This window comes from Dinoroseobacter sp. PD6, from assembly GCF_028807315.1.
In the GTDB taxonomy this organism is placed as follows: Bacteria; Pseudomonadota; Alphaproteobacteria; order Rhodobacterales; family Rhodobacteraceae; genus Dinoroseobacter; species Dinoroseobacter shibae.
In genome coordinates this window covers 183,006-200,229 of the sequence record NZ_JARAMN010000002.1, presented here as the reverse complement: position 1 = coordinate 200,229, position 17,224 = coordinate 183,006, and the positions used below count along the sequence as shown (strand labels likewise).

The following is a 17,224-nucleotide window of genomic DNA, read 5'->3' as shown; positions in this document are numbered from 1 at the left end:
CCCTGAGGTGAGAAAATGACGGCAGTGGCCCCTCTGAGCGGCAAGAACACGGATGAAACCCAAGGGGTGGAGATCCCTACAGACGAGGCGCCAATCCTCGCCTGCACAGTTTCGCGTGACGTTCAGAATTTCGAGATCCTGATCGACGAGATGGAGGCACGCTTCCAGGACGCTTGGGGCGATTTGCGGATCTCCGAAGCATTGGATTTTCTCGACCAGCCCGATGCTGCGCGGGTGCAGGTCCTCGCGCTCGCCCTGGACCTCGAGGACGAGAGCAATGTCGACACGGTGCTCGATATCGTGCGCAAGGCGACGGAGCTGTCGATTTCGGTCCTGCTCATCGCGGATGAGCTTGACCCCATTGTTCTGCACCAGGTGTTGCAGGCCGGGGCACGAGAATTCCTGCCCTACCCGATCCCCGAGCAAGGGCTGACCGAAGCGGTGGAGCGGCTGTCGCGGGCTGCAAGGCCGCCGATCCCGTTGGCCGATGCGGTCAATGTCGCGGAGATCCCGGCGACCGAGGCCACCTTGCCGACGCGGACCGCAGGGGGATGTACGATCTTTGCAGTGCAGGGGCTGGCGGGCGGCGTTGGGGCCACCACCTTTGCGGTCAATCTCGCGTGGGAGTTGGCAACGCTGAAAGGCACGACACCGCGCGTTGGCCTGATGGACATGGACCAGCAGTTCGGATCGGTCGCGACCTATCTGGATCTACCGCGCAAGGATCTGATCTTCGAGCTGATGAGCGACGTGGACAGCCTCGACGATGATGCGTTCCGACAGGCCTTGCAGATCGTCGACGGCAAACTGAGCGTCTTCACCTCCCCCGCCGAGATCCTGCCTCTGGACCTTCTGCCCCCCGAAGACATGGACAAGCTGATCTCCACCGCTGCGGGCATGTTCGATTATCTCGTGATCGACATGCCCAGCGCACTGGTGAACTGGACCGAGACGGCCCTGCGCATGGCGGACGTGTTTTTTCCTGTGATCGAGCTCGACTTGCGCTCGGCCCAGAATGCCCTGCGCTTCGTCAAGACTCTGAAATTCGAAGATCTTCCCGTGGAAAAGCTGCGTTTCGTGCTGAACCGGGCCCCCAAGATGACCGATCTGGCGGGCAAGGCCCGGGTCAAGCGGATGGCCGAAAGCCTCGATATCTCCTTCGGAGAGAAACTGCCTGACGGGGGAAAGGCGGTCGCCGAGTCCAACGATCATGGATCACCCCTCGCCTTGCGTGCGAGGAAAAACCCGCTTCGGAAGGAAATCGCGAAGCTCGCACAATCCCTCCACGACGTCAGCACTGGTGCCGAGGCCGCCAATGGCTGAGCTCAGATAGGTTCATTCCGTGTTTGCCAAGTACCGAAAAGACGCGCCGGCAAAGCCACGCCCTCCTGCGATCGCGGCGGGCGCAATCGCGACCGAGCCCGCGCCAGGCTCGGGTCCGGAGACGGCCAAGCCCAAGATGCGTCCGAAGCCCAAGCCCGAAACAGCCCCCGCCACGCCGGAAGCTCAGGACAAGGAAGCCCGGCGCCAGCAGAAGCTGAACGAGCTCAAGGTGACCCTGCACAAACAGCTGCTCGAAGAACTGAACCTGTCGGCACTGGAAAGCGCGAGCGAGAAAGAACTGCGCGCAGAGATCGCCCAGATCGTCACCGAATCGCTCGCAACCCTGAGCGTCGCCCTGAACAAGGACGAACGCCGCACCCTTTATGAAGAGCTTTACGACGAAGTGCGCGGTCTCGGCCCGCTCGAGCCCTTGCTGAAGGACGAGGATGTCAACGACATCCTGGTGAACGGACCGCACCGCGTCTTCATTGAAAAGGCGGGCAAACTTCAGCTTTCAGACGTAAAATTCCGGGACGAGAAACATCTGCTCCGGATCATCGACAAGATCGTCTCCGCCGTGGGGCGGCGTGTTGATGAACAGAACCCCTATGTCGACGCGCGCCTCGCGGACGGCTCGCGGTTCAACGCCATGGTCGGGCCGATTGCCTGCGACGGAAGCCTGGTGTCGATCCGGAAGTTCAAGAAGGACAAGCTGGGAATTGATGAGCTGGTCAATTTCGGCGCCTTTTCGGAGGAAATGGCGGTCTATCTGCAAGCCGCCGTCGCGTGTCGGCTGAACGTGATCGTGTCCGGCGGGACGGGTTCGGGCAAGACGACCACGCTAAATGCCCTGAGTTCCTTCATCGACAATTCCGAACGTATCCTGACCATCGAGGATACCGCGGAACTCCAGTTGCAGCAGGTGCATGTGGGCCGGATGGAAAGCCGGCCCGCGAATGTTGAGGGCAAGGGCGCCGTGACCCAGCGTGACTGTCTGCGCAACGCCCTGCGGATGCGCCCGGACCGGATCATCGTGGGCGAGACCCGTGGCGAGGAGGTGATCGACATGCTCCAGGCCATGAATACCGGCCATGACGGGTCGATGACCACGATCCACGCAAACTCCGCCCGGGACGGGGTCAGTCGACTGGAAAACATGGTGGCCATGGCCGGGATCGAGATGCCCATCCGGGCTTTGCGGGCACAGATCTCCTCGGCCGTGAACCTGATCGTGCAGGCCTCGCGCCTGCAGGACGGATCGCGCCGGATGGTGTCGATCACCGAGATCACCGGGATGGAGGGGGACATCATCTCCATGCAGGAGGTGTTCAGATACCAGCGCACAGGTCTGCTGCCCGACGGCAAGATCAAGGGTCACTTCACTGCAACCGGCGTGCGCTCGCACTACTCGGAGCGCTTCAAGCAATGGGGCTATGACATTCCGGCTTCGATCTACGAGCCGACAAAGGAATAGACATGACCATCAGCATCGAACCCCTGATTTATATCGGAATTTTCGTCGGCGTGCTGTTCCTGGTCGAGGGGATATACCTGGTCGCCTTCGGGAAGTCGATCAGCCTGAACAGCAAGGTCAACCGGCGCCTCGACATGCTCGACAAAGGCGCCACGCGGGACGCCGTGCTCGACCAGCTTCGCAAGGAGATGTCGCAGCACAAGACGACCTCGATCCTGCCCCTTTACGCAATGCTGGCCGACAAGGCCAAGAAGGGGAACATCGCGTTTTCTCCCGCAGCGCTGATCATGATCATGGTGCTATTGATGGGCGTGTCCTTTGTCGGTCTGACACTCGGCACCCAGGCCTCCCTGGCGGTGCGTGTCGTGGCGTCGGTCGCGATCGGAATCGGCGCGGTCTACATGTGGGTCAACAAGAAGGCCAAGCAGCGGCTCGCGATGATCGAGGAACAGCTGCCGGACGCAGTGGAGCTGATGGTACGCTCCCTGCGGGTCGGGCATCCGTTCTCATCGGCGATCAACATCGTCGCAAAGGAGGTGGCCGATCCGCTTGGCACGGAATTCGGCATGATTGCCGATGAGGCCGCCTATGGGCGCGATGTCACCGAAGCGTTGAAGGAACTGGCCGAGCGCATGGACATGCAGGACCTGCGCTTCCTCGCGGTTGCCGTGTCGATCCAGAGCCAGTCGGGAGGCAACCTGGCCGAAATCCTTGACGGGCTCGCCAAGGTGATCCGAGCGCGCTTCAAGCTTTTCCGCCGCGTCAAAGCCATCACCGCGGAGGCGAAGTGGTCTGGGATGTTCCTGTCTGGCTTTCCGTTTCTCGCCCTTGTGGGGATCAACCTGATGGAGCCGGATTACTACGCGGACGTGAAGGACACCCCCGCCTTCATCCCGGCCTGTGTCGTGGTCGCGGTCTTTCTGACAATCAACATCATCTTCATGAAGATGATGGTGAACATCAAGGTCTAGAGCCATGGCGATCCTGGAGCAGTTGAACACCCTTCTTGTCGCTTATCTCGGCCCGCTCGGTCCGGTTCTGGCCGCCGGATTCCTTGGCGCGATGCTGATCTTGCTGACCTTGCCCTTTCTGCTCCGCAAGGAGAAGGATCCGCTCCTGAAGATCAAGCAGGAGCGGCTGGGCACCGCGAAGCGCGCTGCCGAGGATGGCAAGGGCAAGCAACTGCGCCAGGACGATCCCGGCAAGAAGCTGGAGCGGTTCTCGCAATACCTCGAGCCCCAAGATAACGAAGAGCTGTCGGCGATCCGGCTCAAGCTGATCCAGGCCGGCTACCGACAGAAATCCTCGGTCCAGATCTTTCACTTCGCGCAACTGGCGCTCGGCCTCGGGTTCCTGTCGATCGGGGTGATCTACACCTTCTTTTTCGGCGGCGGTGAAGACCCAGACGTCACCAAGGCCACTCTGACCACCCTGGTGCCGGGCTTTTGCGGCTACTACCTGCCGAAATACTGGGTCGACAAGCGGATCGACAAGCGACAGGAGGAAATCACGAACGGTTTTCCCGACAGCCTCGACCTCATGCTCGTGTGCGTCGAAGCGGGACAGGGCCTGGATCAGGCCATCATCCGCGTCGCCCATGAGATTCGCGCGGGCTATCCCGACCTCGCCGATGAATTCGAGATGGTCGCCTTCGAGATCAAGGCTGGCAAGGACAAGATCACCGTGCTGAAGGACATGGCCGAACGTTGCGGCGTGGGGGACGTGACCTCCTTCGTCACCGTTCTGATCCAGTCGCAGTCCTTCGGCACCTCGATCGCGGATGCCCTGCGGGTCTATGCCGGGGAGATGCGTGACAAACGGGTCATGCGCGCCGAGGAAAAAGCGAATGTTCTGCCAACCAAGCTGACACTCGGGACGATGATGTTTACGGTGCCGCCACTGCTGATCATTCTGATCGGGCCATCGATGTGGAGCATCTATGAAAGCCTGTCCCAACGCGGCGGTCCCTGACTACATCACGCGACGACCGATGGTCTGGCTCGTGCTCGCGGGTATCGGCCTGATGGCAGCGTGCACGGACGTCCCTTCGGATGAAGGTGCATTTCCCGTTGACGGCCCATTCCCTCCTACTGCGCTTGCCTCGGATGGTGCAGCGGTGGACGGGGTCCTGGTCGGCAACCGCCTGATGCAAGCCGGCGAGTACGAGCTGGCCCTGCGTGCCTTTTTCCGCGCCGGTGCCGAGCAGGGCATGACAGCGGAGATATTGTCCGGGATCGGCTCGGCGAACCTGAAACTCGGCCGCCTCAACCAGTCCGAAACGCTGTTGCGCCGGGCGGTGGAGGAGTACCCCGATTATGTGCCGGGCTGGAACAATCTGGGTGTTCTGCTGATGGAAAAAGGCGATTACGGCGAAGCCTCCCGCGTCTTCCGGCAGGCTTTCGCGCTGGACAGTGGCAATTCGGACGACATTCGCAACAACCTGAGCCTGGCTCTCGAAAAACGAGACGCGCTGCGCTATTCTCAGCCCAGCGAAAACAAGGAGTTCGATCTGGTCTGGCAGGGAAATGGCAGTTACGCACTGATCTCACCCTGACACATACCTGAAATCGAACCCGACCAGAGCAGTTGAAGGACGCGACAATGCGCCATTTGCAGGCCTTGGCCCCCATGGGCCTGGTGTTGCTGGCAGTTACCGCCTGCACGCCGTCGGAGGAAATCGATGTGACCCGCGAGCTTGAAGCGGTCAATGTCATCGACGAACACAACCTCAATGAGCTGATGCTGAACTCTGCCGACCCGGAGGAGGCCGTGGCCTATTTCACGCGCGCCGTGGCAGAAAAACCCGACCGCATCGACCTCAAGCGCGGGTTGGCGGCAGCCTTGATCCGCAACAACAGTGTCAATCCTGCGGTCACCGCCTGGCGCAATGTGGTTGCCATGGACGCGGCAAGCCATGCCGACCGGGTTGAATATGCCGGTGCCCTGATCCGCGCGGGGGAGTGGGAGACGGCCAAGGCCCAGCTCGACGCCATTCCGCCGACCTACGAGACATTTCAGCGATACCGGCTCGAGGCTATCGTCGCCGACAGCGAGAAAGACTGGCGCGCTGCCGACAGCTTCTACGAGATTGCCGTGGGGCTGACCACACGCCCTGCCGGCGTGCTGAACAACTGGGGGTTCTCCAAGCTGAGCCGCGGGGATTTCCGGGGCGCCGAGAAGCTGTTCAACGACGCGCTCGGCTACGACCCGGATCTGTTCACCGCAAAAAACAACCTGGTGCTCGCGCGCGGTGCGCAGCGCAACTACGCGCTGCCGCCCGTGCGCGTCACCCAGACCGAGCGGGCACAATTGTTGCACACTCTTGCCCTATCCGCGATCAAACAGGGGGATATTGCAACCGGGCGCGGCTTGCTGCGCGATGCAATAGACACCCATCCCCAGTATTTCGAGGCAGCTGTGCGCGCGCTGAGGACGCTGGACAGCGAGGCTTGATCCCACCATGGCAGTGACCGTTTCCCAAGCTCTCTGGTTTCTGCCGTTCATCTTGCCGATCTGCCTGTTCGTGGCCTGGAGCGACATGAAATTCATGCGCATCCCCAACAGGTCGGTTCTGCTCCTGCTGGGGATGTTCGCGATCGTGGGCCTCTTGGCCCTGCCGCTGCTGGATTACGCATGGCGATGGGTCCATGTGATCGCCGTGCTGGCGGTCGGCTTCGTGATGTCCAGTGCGGGCCTCGTTGGGGCGGGGGACGCGAAGTTCGCCGCCGCGATGGCCCCGTTCGTGGCGCTGCAGGACGCGCTGTTGGTGGTTGTGCTGTTCTCCGCGATCCTGCTCGGCGCCTTCGCGACCCATCGCCTCGCGCGGATGCTGCCTCCGGTCCGGCGACTTACCCCGGATTGGGAAAGCTGGACGCGCAAACGCGACTTTCCCATGGGGCTCGCCCTGAGCGGGACGCTGATTTTCTACTTTTTGCTGCCTGTTCTTCTTCCGCAGGTCACGCTTTCTTAAATCTCCGCTGCGACTGTGACGCGGCGGAGGACCGAGATGAATCAACACGCCCCCCCTTCGATCGCACCGGTCAGCCCCCGCAGCATCGCGGAGCTCGACTTGCCTGCGACCATGTTGCAGGATCTGCTGCTGAAAACGATGTTTCGGCGGTCCCTCACGCGGGTCTCCGAGATGGCCGAAGCCATGCACATTCCCGTGCCTTTGACTCAGGAGCTGGTCGATACCGCACGGCAATTGAAGCTGGTCGAGGCACTGGGCTCGCTCACCTCCGAAGGCTCGGAGGAGATGCGCTTTGCCCTGGCCGACCACGGCAAGGCGCGTGCTCTCGATGCGCTGACCCAATCGGAATACTACGGCGCTGTCCCGGTCCCATTGGAGCACTTTGCCGAGCAAACGAAACGCCAGTCGATCAAGAACGTCACCCTGACCCCCGAAACCCTCGGCCAGTCCATGGAGCACCTGGTGCTGCCCAAGGGTCTGTTGCAGCAGCTTGGCCCGGCGGTGACCTCTGGCCGGTCGGTGCTGCTCTACGGGCCGCCGGGCAACGGGAAATCCTCGATCTCCAACGGGATCCGCGACGCCATGGGCGACCATGTCTACGTCCCCCACGCGATCAGCTATGGCGGGCAGATCATCACCGTCTTCGACCCCGTGGTCCACACCCCCGTAACACCGCCTGCACAAACCGTCAGCCGCCTGAGACGCGCAACCACCCATGACAAACGCTATGTCTGCTGCCGCCGCCCGGCGGTGATCACCGGTGGTGAGCTGGAGCTGGCGATGCTGGACCTTGTCTACAACCCGGTGGCCCGCACCTATGCCGCACCCCTGCAATTGAAAGCCACGGGCGGCATCTTCATCGTCGACGACCTGGGCCGACAGGCCGAGCCGCCTCAGGCGCTCATCAACCGCTGGATCGTGCCGATGGAGGCCGGATATGACATCCTCGCCCTGCAATCGGGCGAGAAATTCGTCGTGCCCTTCGACACGCTGGTGATCTTTTCCACCAACTTCCACCCTAACGAGATTTTCGATAATGCCGCCCTGCGGCGGGTTTTCTTCAAGCTCAAGATCGACGGCCCCACCAAGGAAGAGTTCCTCAAGATCTTCGGCCTCGTGGCCAAGGCCAAGAAGATGCCCCTGGACGAGACCAGCCTGATCCACCTGATGAGCCGGAAATACCCGGAGGTGGACCATGTCTATGCCAATTTCCATGCCAATTTCCTGATCGATCAGATGATCGCGGTTTGCGACTACGAAGGCATCCCGCGGCAAATGACGCCCGACCTGATCGACCGCGCCTGGTCCAACCTTTATGTGGACGACGCAGAGATCGCACACTGACGCGCCATCCCCCTTGGCCCCGACGCGGCTGCAGACTATCTCCCGGGGATGCCCGCTGCCCCGCCCCCTTCCCTGCCCAACGAAATCACGCGCTGGATCGCCGCCCAGGGTTGGGCGCTCCACCCCCATCAACGCGAGATGCTGGCCCGGTCTCAGGATCCCGCGCTTCTGCTCATCGCGCCCACGGGGGGCGGCAAGACTTTGGCCGGATTCCTGCCGACATTGGCCGAGCTTGGCCCCGCCCCCCCGCCCGGACTGCATACCTTGTACATCTCGCCGCTCAAGGCGCTCGCGGCGGACATCAAACGCAACCTGCGCCGCCCGATCGAGGAGGCCGGTCTGGCCATCCGGGTCGAGGACCGCACCGGTGACACCAGCCAGACCCAGCGCAAGCGGCAGCGCGCCGACCCGCCCCATATCCTGCTGACAACGCCGGAAAGCCTCGCGCTCATGCTCAGCTACGAGGATGCGGCGCGCACCTTCGCCGGGGTGCAGCGCGTGATCGTGGACGAGATCCACGCGCTCGCCGAGTCCAAGCGCGGCGACCAGTTGATGCTGGGCCTCGCGCGGCTGCAATCGCTGGTCCCAGGCCTGCGTCGGGTCGGACTGTCGGCGACGGTAGAGGACCCGCCGGCCATCGCCCGATTTCTCGCACGGCATCCCGATCCGTGCGACATCCTGCTCGCCGACCCCGGCCCTGCACCCGACATAACCATGCTGCAAACCGACGAGGCCCCACCCTGGAGCGGCGGCGGCGGGCGCTATGCCATTCCGGCGATCCTGCAGGCGGTCAAGGCGCACAAGACCACGCTGATCTTTCACAACACCCGCGCCCAGGCGGAGCTGTTCTTCCACGCGCTCTGGCTCGCCAACGAGGATGCGCTGCCCATTGGCATTCACCACGGATCGCTCTCGCGCGAGCAACGCCAGCGAGTCGAGGCCGCCATGGCCGAGGGCGCGCTGCGGGCGATCGTCTGCACCGGTTCTCTCGATCTCGGGATCGACTGGGGCGATGTGGACCTCGTGATCCAGGTCGGCGCGCCTAAGAACGTCAAGCGGCTGGTGCAGCGGATCGGCCGCGCCAATCACCGCTACAACGCGCCCTCCAAGGCGCTGCTGGTGCCCGCCAACCGGTTCGAGGTCGTGGAATGCCATGCGGCGCTGAAAACCATGGCGGACGGCAAGCTCGACGGGGAGCCGCGCGCCGAAGGGCCGCGCGATGTTCTGTGCCAGCATATCCTCGCCGTGGCGGCGGCGGGGCCGTTCGATGCCGATGCCCTGTTTGCCGAGGTCACGAGCGCAGGCGCTTATCGCGACCTGACCCGCCCCGCCTTCGACGATTGCCTCGAATTCTGCGCCACGGGGGGCTACGCCCTGCGCGCCTATGACCGCTGGCAGCGGCTGCTGCACCGCCCGGACGGGATGTGGCAGTTGCGTGACCCCCGTGCCGCGCGCCAGATCCGAATGAATATCGGCACGATTATCGACACCGAAACCCTCAAGGTCAGGCTCAAGAACCGGCGCGGCGGCACGCCCCTCGGCGAGGTCGAGGAAGGCTTCGCCGCCACCCTGACCCCTGGCGACACCTTCCTGATCGGCGGGCAGATCGTTCGCTACGAAGGATTGAACGACTTGACGGTCGAGGTCACCCGCCGGGCGGACAAGCAGCCCAAGATCGCCACCTTCATGGGCACGAAATTCGCCACCTCCACCCAGCTCAGCCAGACCATCCTCGAGATGTTCCGCCAACCGGACTGGCCCGAACTGCCCCCGGCGACCCGCGAATGGCTGCACCTGCAACGCCAGGTCTCCAAACTGCCAGAAGCCGACCGGATGCTGATGGAAACCTTCGGTCATGAGGACCGGCAGTACCTTGTGTGCTACGGCTTCGCGGGCCGGAACGCTCAGCAGACGCTGGGCCTGCTGCTGAGCCAGCGGATGGAGCTGGCCGGGCTCGCCCCCATCGGCTTCGTTGCGACGGACTACGCCACCATGCTCTGGGGGCTCGAAGAGGTCCGCAATCCCGCCGCGCTCGTGCGGCCCGACGGGTTGCGCGACAGTTTCGAGCAGTGGCTCTCCGGCAACGCGGTGATGAAGCGCACCTTCCGCGCCGCCGCGATCATCGCCGGGCTGATCGACCGCAACACGCCCGGGCGGCGCAAGACCGGGCGGCAGGCGACGTTTTCCTCCGACATCCTTTACGACACCTTGCTGAAATACGATCCCGACCACGTGCTGATGCAGATCACCCGCGAAGAGGCCCGGCGCGGCCTCGTGGATTTCGGCCGGATCGAGGAGCTTCTCGCGCGTACCACGGGTCGCGTGGACCACCGCAGGCTCGACCGGATCAGCCCGCTGGCGGCGCCGCTGCTGCTGGAACGCGGCACGGTGCCCGTGGCCGGCGCAGCGGAGGATCGCCTGCTCGCCCAGGCCGCCGAGGCCCTGATGCAGGAGGCCGGCCTGCCCGCCTGAGGGGACTTGCGCTCGGGCCGAAAATGCGGTTGGACCAAAGCATGAACACACACGGCTTCATCTTCGCGGGCGCGAACCTGCATGCCCTCCCGAGCGGCGCCTTGTGGTGGCCCGCGGCGCGGCTCCTTGTGGTCTCCGATCTGCATCTGGGCAAGTCCGAACGGCTTGCCCGGCGGGGCGGTGCGCTGCTGCCCCCGTATGAGGCCGAGGAAACGCTGACGCGGCTGACCACGGATATCGACCGCACACAGGCCCGCGAAGTGATCTGCCTCGGGGACAGTTTCGACGACCGCGCCGCGGCCGACGCCCTGCCTCGGGCACATCTGGACTGGATCGCGCGGTTGCAGGCCGGTCGGCGCTGGATATGGATCGAGGGCAATCACGACCCCGGCCCCGTAGCGCTGGCAGGCGCACACCAGGCAGAACATGTGCACCGCCCGCTGACCTTTCGCCACATCGCGACACCCGACAGTGCGGCGGGCGAAGTGTCGGGCCATTACCACCCCAAATGCCGCCTCGCCCTGCGCGGCGGGCGTGCCGTGACCCGGGCCTGTTTCCTCGTGGATGACCGGCGCCTGATCCTGCCCGCCTATGGCGCCTATACCGGCGGTCTTCAGTGCGACGCGCCGGTGTTGCAGGACTTGATGGCACCGACGGCACGGGCCATTCTCATCGGCACGCCGCCACGGGCAGTTCCGATGCCCCGACGCAAAGATCGCGAAAGGGCCACCCCGTGACCGCAGAGATCGAAACCCGCATCGCCGAAAGCTTCGCGCGCCAGGGCCTCATGGGCAGTTTTGGTGCAGAGATCCTATCGGTGAGCGCGGGCCACGTGGTCCTGCAAGCCCCGATCCGTTCGGCAGCGCAGCAGCAGCACGGCTTCGCCCATGCAGGGCTGACCTTCGCGCTGGGAGACAGTGCCGCGGGCTACGCCGCGCTGACCACCATGCCGCCGGACCGCGAGGTGGTGACATCGGAGATGAAGATCAACCTGCTCGCCCCCGGCACGGGCGCGTTCCTGCGCGCCGAAGGCCGGGTCATCCGCGCGGGCAAGCGGCTGGTGGTGGTCACGGCAGAGGTCTTTCGCGACGATGGTGAGATGGTCGCCCTGATGCAGGGGACCATGATACCTGTATCCGCTACGGCCTGATCGAACCGCCGTTTTTAGGCACGGGAAACGGCCATTGACCCGAGGCCACCTTCTGTTTCAGACCCGTTGGGCCACAACCGGTCATCTTGCGACGGACCGAGCGCCCAAAACCACAGACACCAGCACAAGATATGCAAAACACAGCTCCAAGCCCTCTTCAAAAAACCTCGCCAGCCACCCCGACCCGGTGACCAATACGAACAGACCTTCCAACTCTTCCATGACCTGCCCAAGTGCCGCGGCAAAGACCGCAGCCATCAGAGCGAGTGCCCAGCCTTGCTTGCCAGCAACCGCCCGGAGGAAAAGTGGGACACCGCGAAAGCACAGGATCAGTCCACTCATAACTACAATCGCGGCGATTATGGCCCCCACGACACTCGTCGCCGTGAAGCCTTCCTCGGTATAGAAACTGATCGTGAGCAGACGCTCGTCAACGATCCACCAGTCCTGCTCCGCTTCGCGCTTGGCAAGGAGCAGCAGGGCAACCGGCACGGGAAGCGCCTTCAGCCAAGTGGACCGGGGAAAGAGGACGAAAAAGGCAGCCGCGCTTACAGCCAGGATGAGGATCGTGCCGATTTCCAGGGGTCCGCTCTCTTCGACCAGAGAGGCCATGCCGCCCATGAAAGGCGACAAACCAAACACCGCGGCGAAAAGTACCAAGAGACCTGAAAAAGCAAATCCGAACCTGGACATCTCGGGCCTTCCTGTGTCGCAAAAGGGAGCCCCCGGGATATCCCAAAGCCACGCGGAAGTGGAAGCTCAGCAAAAAAGGCGCCCCCGGATAGGAGCGCCTCTGATTGTTTTTGTTCCCCTGCTGCAACAGGGCCGGGCGTCAGGTGCTCGGTTCGGGTTCCATCCCGCCGTCGCGCGGCTTGGAGCGGGACTTGGCTTTCGGGATCGCCGTGACCGATGGGGTGCCCGAGGTCGGGGTATCGTCCTCGTCATCGCCGCGGTTCAGCGGCTCGCCGTTGATCACCTTCTGGATCTCCGCCCCGGTCAGGGTCTCGTATTCCAGCAGGCCCTGGGCCAGACGTTCCCACTCGTCCTTCTTCTCGGTCAGGATGCGCTTGGCCGTGTTGTAGCCTTCGTCGATGATCTCCTTGACCTTTTGGTCGATGATCTTCTGGGTTTCCTGGCTGTGATTGGTACCGCCACCATAGCTGCCCAGGTAGGACTGCTGTTCGTTGGCATAATCCACATGGCCCAATTCCTCGGCAAAGCCGAACTGGGTCACCATGGCCCGTGCGATCTTCGAGACCTGCTGAATGTCCGAGGTCGCCCCCGAGGTCACATTCTCCGGTCCGAATTTCAGCTCTTCAGCCACCTTGCCGCCCATCGCCATGGCGATTTTCGAGATGTACTTGGTCTTGGTCACGCTCAGTTGATCGCGCTCCGGCAGGGACATCACCAAACCGAGGGCCCGGCCGCGCGGGATGATCGTCGCCTTGTGGATCGGGTCATGCTGCGGCACGTTCAGGCCGACAATCGCGTGGCCCGCCTCGTGATAGGCGGTCAGAGCCTTTTCTTCCTCGGTCATGACCATGGACCGACGCTCTGCCCCCATCATCACCTTGTCCTTGGCGGATTCGAAATCCTCCATGGTCACGAAGCGGCGTCCGACACGGGCCGCCATCAGCGCGCTCTCGTTCACGAGGTTGGCGAGATCCGCGCCGGAAAAACCGGGCGTGCCGCGCGCGATGATGCGCAGATCCACATCGGGGCCCAGCGGCACCTTGCGGGCGTGGACGCCCAGGATCTTCTCGCGCCCCTTGATGTCCGGGTTCGGGACCTGGACCTGGCGGTCGAACCGGCCCGGGCGCAGCAGTGCAGGGTCGAGCACGTCCGGACGGTTGGTCGCCGCCACGATGATGATCCCCTCGTTGGCCTCGAACCCGTCCATCTCGACCAGCAGCTGGTTGAGGGTCTGTTCGCGCTCGTCATTGCCGCCGCCATAGCCCACGCCACGGGACCGGCCCACGGCGTCGATCTCGTCGATGAAGACGATGCAGGGCGCATTCTTCTTGGCTTGCTCGAACATGTCGCGCACCCGGCTGGCGCCGACGCCCACGAACATCTCGACGAAGTCGGAGCCCGAGATGGTGAAGAAGGGCACACCCGCCTCGCCCGCAACGGCGCGCGCAAGCAGCGTCTTACCAGTGCCCGGAGGTCCGACAAGCAGTGCGCCTTTCGGGATCTTGCCCCCCAGCCGCGAGAATTTCTGCGGATTGCGCAGAAACTCCACGATCTCTTCGAGGTCGTCCTTTGCCTCGTCGATGCCAGCAACGTCATCGAAGGTCACGCGCCCCTGCTTTTCGGTCAGCAGTTTCGCCTTGGACTTGCCGAAGCCCATGGCCCCGCCCCGTCCGCCGCCCTGCATCCGGTTCATGAAGAAGATCCAGATACCGATCAGGATCAGGAAGGGCAGCAGCGTGCCGATATAGGACAGGATGCCGCTCTGCTCCTGGGCGCGGGCCTCGATCTGGACATTTTCCTCCAGAAGCAGTCCGGTCACGTCCACCCCTTCGGGCTTCACGGTGGTCAGCTGCTGCCCGTCGCCAGTGCGCATGGTGACATTCTCGCCATCGAGAACGACGCTGGCGACATCGCCTTGCTCGACGCGGTCCACGAATTCGGAATAGGTGATGGCCCGCGAGTTGACCGTCGATTGCCCCCCGCTGAACAGGTTGAACAGGGCCAGGATGAGCAGGAACAGCACAACCCAGAACGCGACGTTTCGCAAATTGCCCACGAATGATTCTCCTCAAGGACGCGCGCTCAGGTCGGCGCGCCGGTACGGTTGTCTTACAAAATAGCCACCAAACCGATCAGTTCAATGCGGAATCAACCCGGAAATGAACAAAGCGGGCTCAGGTTGCCTGTCAACCCGGCTTGACAGACCCAAGTTCAGGCGCGGAACCGAGAGAACCTCGTCGCCCCGCCACAAGGCCGGTGTTGACATCAGGCTGGGATGGGGCGGGCCGGGATCGGGACGCGTGATCTGGCCCAATCCGGCCTGTCCAAGCGCTCTGACAGTCACATCCGGGCGTGTTTCATCCTTCGCGAGGCGCAGCTGCCAGCGCCCGTCCCACAGCGCGCCCGCGGGCACCTCCAGCGCAGCAACCGCACGGTATTCGCGGCACACCCGCCAGGCCGAAACGCCCGCCAGAAGGCGGCATCCGTGCAGGGTCGCGCCCTGCCCGGCCTCCAGACCGTCCCAGACCCCGGTCAGGGCCGAAAGGCGCGGCCGGTACGCCGCTCCGGCGACCCAGCGCAGCGCCTCGGCCAGCAGACGCAGCCGTGTCTCTGCGTCCAGCGCGGACAAGGCATCTGCCGTCAGCAGGATATCGCCGTCCTCGAACCGCACCGCACCGGCCTGCGCGGCCTCCGCCGCACGCCGACCCAGGGCTTCCTGCGCACGGGCCATCGCCTGCGCCGTGTCCGCGAGCCGCGCCACCGGCAGGTCGAGCGCCGCCATCGCCTGCCGCACGCGCACCCGATCGAAGCGCAGGTCCGCGTTGCTTGGATCTTCGGCCCATGCGACGCCCCGCGCCGTCAGGTCCGCGCGCAAGGCCGCGCGCGATACCGCCAAGAGCGGCCGCAGCCAGACCGTGCCAGCGCGCAGCGTTCTCGGACGCATGGCCGCAAGCCCATCCACGCCCGAGCCCCGCAGCAGACGCAGGAGCACCGTTTCCGCCTGGTCGTCCTGGGTATGGCCGAGACAAACCACGGCGCAGCCCTGCGCTTGCGCCCAGTCCGACAGAAGCCGGTAGCGCGCGTCACGGGCCGCGGCTTGCAGGTTGCCCGCAGGCGCCTCGTCCCAGGTCAGACTGTCATGGGGAATGCCCAGCGCAGCGCAGGTCTTGGCGGCCAATGCGATCTCATCCGCCGCTTCGGGGCGCAAGCCGTGATCCACGCTGGCCGCCCGAAGCTCCGCACCGCTCTGCGCCGCCCAGTCCGCCAGAAGGTGCAAAAGGGCCATTGAATCGCCGCCCCCCGACATCGCGACGCCAATCCGGCGGGCATCCGGCACCCAGCGCTGCATCGCCTCCGCCAGCGCCTGTCCCGGCGCCGCGGGATCCGTCATGGGCAGGCCAGCTCGCCGCGGGCGGTGTTCGCCCCTATGGAGGGCGCGCCGCCGGGGAAGCGGACGGAGACCTCGCGCAGGGTAATGCAGGCCTCGTCGCGCTGTCCCAACTCGGCGAGGCTCAGCCCCAGCCGGTAGAGCGCCTCGGGCGCGCGCGGTCCGTCAGGAGAGCCGGAGAAGCTTTCGAGATAGGCGCGCGCCGCCCTGCTCCACTGGCCTTGCGCGGCCTCGGCCTGGCCGCGCAGGTAATGCGCCTCGGCCACCAACGGGCTGCCGGGATAGGTCTGGGTGTAGGCTGCGAAGGCCTCGGCCGCCCCGGCCGCATCCCCATTGTCCAGCAGCGCCTGCGCCGCATCGAAATCGGCCTGCTCGGCCACGGCAAGCTGCGGCGTCTCGGGTCCCGGACCGGGAACGGGGGGCGCCGGGCGCGGCACGTCCTCGCCGCCCAAGGTCGTGGTCTCGCCCAGCTGCGACAGGTCCCCGCCCTCCAGCTCCACCAACCGGAATTCCAGGTCCCCGATCCGGTTGGTCCCGTCGCGGACGATCCGGTCGATGCGAAACTCCAGCTGCTCGGTCTTGGCGGTCAGGCGCGACAACTCCTGCTCCAGCGTGTTGAGTCGGTCCAACGCGTTGGGCGGCAGGCTGATCTGTGGCGCGCCCGTGGTCGATTGCTCCCGCTTGAGGGATTGCAGCTCGACATAGAGCACCGACAGCTCCTGCCGGATATCGGCCAGGGTCTGATCCCGGTCCTGCGCCGTGACGGTGACGCTCGACAGAAGCAGAACGCCCATGGCCGGCCCGACGATCCTGCGCATCCCGGTCATGACCCGTCCCCTCAGGATCCGGGCGCGGCGCTCAGCACCGTGACCGCGCGGCGGTTCTGGGCATAGCACCGCTCTTCGGAGCAGACCTCGATCGGGCGCTCCTTGCCAAAGGTCACCGTGCTCAGCCGGTTGTCGGCCACCCCTTGCGAGACCATGAAGTCGCGCACGGCACTGGCCCGGCGCGCGCCGAGGGCGAGGTTGTATTCCTGCGTGCCCTGTTCGTCCGCATGACCTTCGATCACGGCGGTGTAGGCCCCGTTATCCATCAGCCACCGGGCTTGCTGGGACACGACCTGCTGCGCCTCGCCGCTCAAGGTGCTCTGGTCGACCGCGAACAGAACCCGGTCACCGATGGCCTGCTGGAAATAGGCCGGCGAGGTCGGGTCCCCGAAATCGCCCGAACTCAAGGCTCCGCTGCCGGCCGTGCCGCCGCCCGCGCCGCCGCCGAACAGCCCGCCCGAACCCGCACAGCCCGAGAGCGCCAGCGCCACGATCAGCGCCAGGGGCGCACGCAGCCGCGAAGTGTGAAAATGTGTCATTGCCCGCTCCTCGATTTCTCTTTTGTGCACTGTAACATGTCTTT

16 protein-coding genes are annotated in these 17,224 nt (G+C 64.4%); 11 read left to right on the top strand and 5 right to left on the bottom strand.

The window, feature by feature from the left end; all coding sequences use genetic code 11:
* The first annotated feature begins 15 nt into the window (after positions 1 to 15).
* From PVW48_RS04395 to PVW48_RS04345, 11 genes are read left to right on the top strand one after another with little or no spacing between them, the layout of a single operon-like run.
* The gene (locus PVW48_RS04395; protein WP_012177800.1) at positions 16 to 1,323 is read left to right on the top strand and encodes an AAA family ATPase; all 1,308 of its coding nucleotides are present in this window, start codon (positions 16 to 18) and stop codon (positions 1,321 to 1,323) included.
* Between the two features lie 19 nt (positions 1,324 to 1,342).
* A complete protein-coding gene (locus PVW48_RS04390) occupies positions 1,343 to 2,797 on the top strand; it encodes a CpaF family protein (protein ID WP_012177799.1) in 1,455 nt (484 codons plus the stop codon).
* 2 nt (positions 2,798 to 2,799) lie between these two features.
* Positions 2,800 to 3,768 carry a type II secretion system F family protein gene (locus PVW48_RS04385; protein WP_012177798.1) on the top strand — a complete coding sequence of 323 codons (969 nt, stop codon included), beginning with the start codon at positions 2,800 to 2,802 and terminating at the stop codon, positions 3,766 to 3,768.
* Between the two features lie 4 nt (positions 3,769 to 3,772).
* Positions 3,773 to 4,768, top strand: a complete 996-nt coding sequence (locus PVW48_RS04380) for a type II secretion system F family protein (RefSeq protein ID WP_012177797.1) — start codon at positions 3,773 to 3,775, stop codon at positions 4,766 to 4,768.
* Entirely contained in the window at positions 4,737 to 5,351 is a 615-nt protein-coding gene (locus tag PVW48_RS04375) for a tetratricopeptide repeat protein (protein WP_245533059.1), read from the top strand. Before PVW48_RS04380 ends, PVW48_RS04375 begins: the two co-directional genes overlap by 32 nt.
* Positions 5,352 to 5,398: 47 nt before the next feature.
* On the top strand, positions 5,399 to 6,250 hold the full coding sequence (locus tag PVW48_RS04370; RefSeq protein ID WP_012177795.1) for a tetratricopeptide repeat protein: 852 nt from the start codon (positions 5,399 to 5,401) through the stop codon (positions 6,248 to 6,250).
* A 7-nt stretch (positions 6,251 to 6,257) separates the two neighbouring features.
* The gene (locus PVW48_RS04365) at positions 6,258 to 6,767 is read left to right on the top strand and encodes an A24 family peptidase (RefSeq protein ID WP_274580451.1); all 510 of its coding nucleotides are present in this window, start codon (positions 6,258 to 6,260) and stop codon (positions 6,765 to 6,767) included.
* A 36-nt stretch (positions 6,768 to 6,803) separates the two neighbouring features.
* Entirely contained in the window at positions 6,804 to 8,111 is a 1,308-nt protein-coding gene (locus PVW48_RS04360) for an ATPase (RefSeq protein WP_274580450.1), read from the top strand.
* Between the two features lie 48 nt (positions 8,112 to 8,159).
* Entirely contained in the window at positions 8,160 to 10,583 is a 2,424-nt protein-coding gene (locus tag PVW48_RS04355) for a ligase-associated DNA damage response DEXH box helicase (RefSeq protein ID WP_274580449.1), read from the top strand.
* A gap of 41 nt (positions 10,584 to 10,624) precedes the next feature.
* On the top strand, positions 10,625 to 11,320 hold the full coding sequence (gene pdeM, locus PVW48_RS04350) for a ligase-associated DNA damage response endonuclease PdeM (RefSeq protein ID WP_274580448.1): 696 nt from the start codon (positions 10,625 to 10,627) through the stop codon (positions 11,318 to 11,320).
* Positions 11,317 to 11,733 carry a PaaI family thioesterase gene (locus tag PVW48_RS04345; protein ID WP_274580447.1) on the top strand — a complete coding sequence of 139 codons (417 nt, stop codon included), beginning with the start codon at positions 11,317 to 11,319 and terminating at the stop codon, positions 11,731 to 11,733. Before pdeM ends, PVW48_RS04345 begins: the two co-directional genes overlap by 4 nt.
* An 81-nt stretch (positions 11,734 to 11,814) precedes the next feature.
* On the opposite strand, the gene PVW48_RS04340 is transcribed toward PVW48_RS04345, so the two are convergent.
* The 5 genes from PVW48_RS04340 to pal all read right to left on the bottom strand — a co-directional run bounded on the left by PVW48_RS04340 (position 11,815) and on the right by pal (position 17,180).
* Positions 11,815 to 12,426, bottom strand: coding sequence for a hypothetical protein (locus PVW48_RS04340; protein ID WP_274580446.1), 612 nt, complete (start codon positions 12,424 to 12,426; stop codon positions 11,815 to 11,817).
* Positions 12,427 to 12,565: 139 nt separating this feature from the next.
* Positions 12,566 to 14,482 (bottom strand): ATP-dependent zinc metalloprotease FtsH, encoded by a 1,917-nt coding sequence (ftsH, locus tag PVW48_RS04335; RefSeq protein WP_012177788.1) that lies wholly within the window; start codon positions 14,480 to 14,482, stop codon positions 12,566 to 12,568.
* 81 nt (positions 14,483 to 14,563) lie between these two features.
* Positions 14,564 to 15,817 (bottom strand): tRNA lysidine(34) synthetase TilS, encoded by a 1,254-nt coding sequence (gene tilS, locus PVW48_RS04330; protein WP_274580445.1) that lies wholly within the window; start codon positions 15,815 to 15,817, stop codon positions 14,564 to 14,566.
* The gene (gene ybgF, locus PVW48_RS04325) at positions 15,814 to 16,632 is read right to left on the bottom strand and encodes a tol-pal system protein YbgF (protein ID WP_012177786.1); all 819 of its coding nucleotides are present in this window, start codon (positions 16,630 to 16,632) and stop codon (positions 15,814 to 15,816) included. Before ybgF ends, tilS begins: the two co-directional genes overlap by 4 nt.
* A 20-nt stretch (positions 16,633 to 16,652) precedes the next feature.
* The gene (pal, locus tag PVW48_RS04320; protein ID WP_012177785.1) at positions 16,653 to 17,180 is read right to left on the bottom strand and encodes a peptidoglycan-associated lipoprotein Pal; all 528 of its coding nucleotides are present in this window, start codon (positions 17,178 to 17,180) and stop codon (positions 16,653 to 16,655) included.
* Positions 17,181 to 17,224 lie beyond the last annotated feature (44 nt).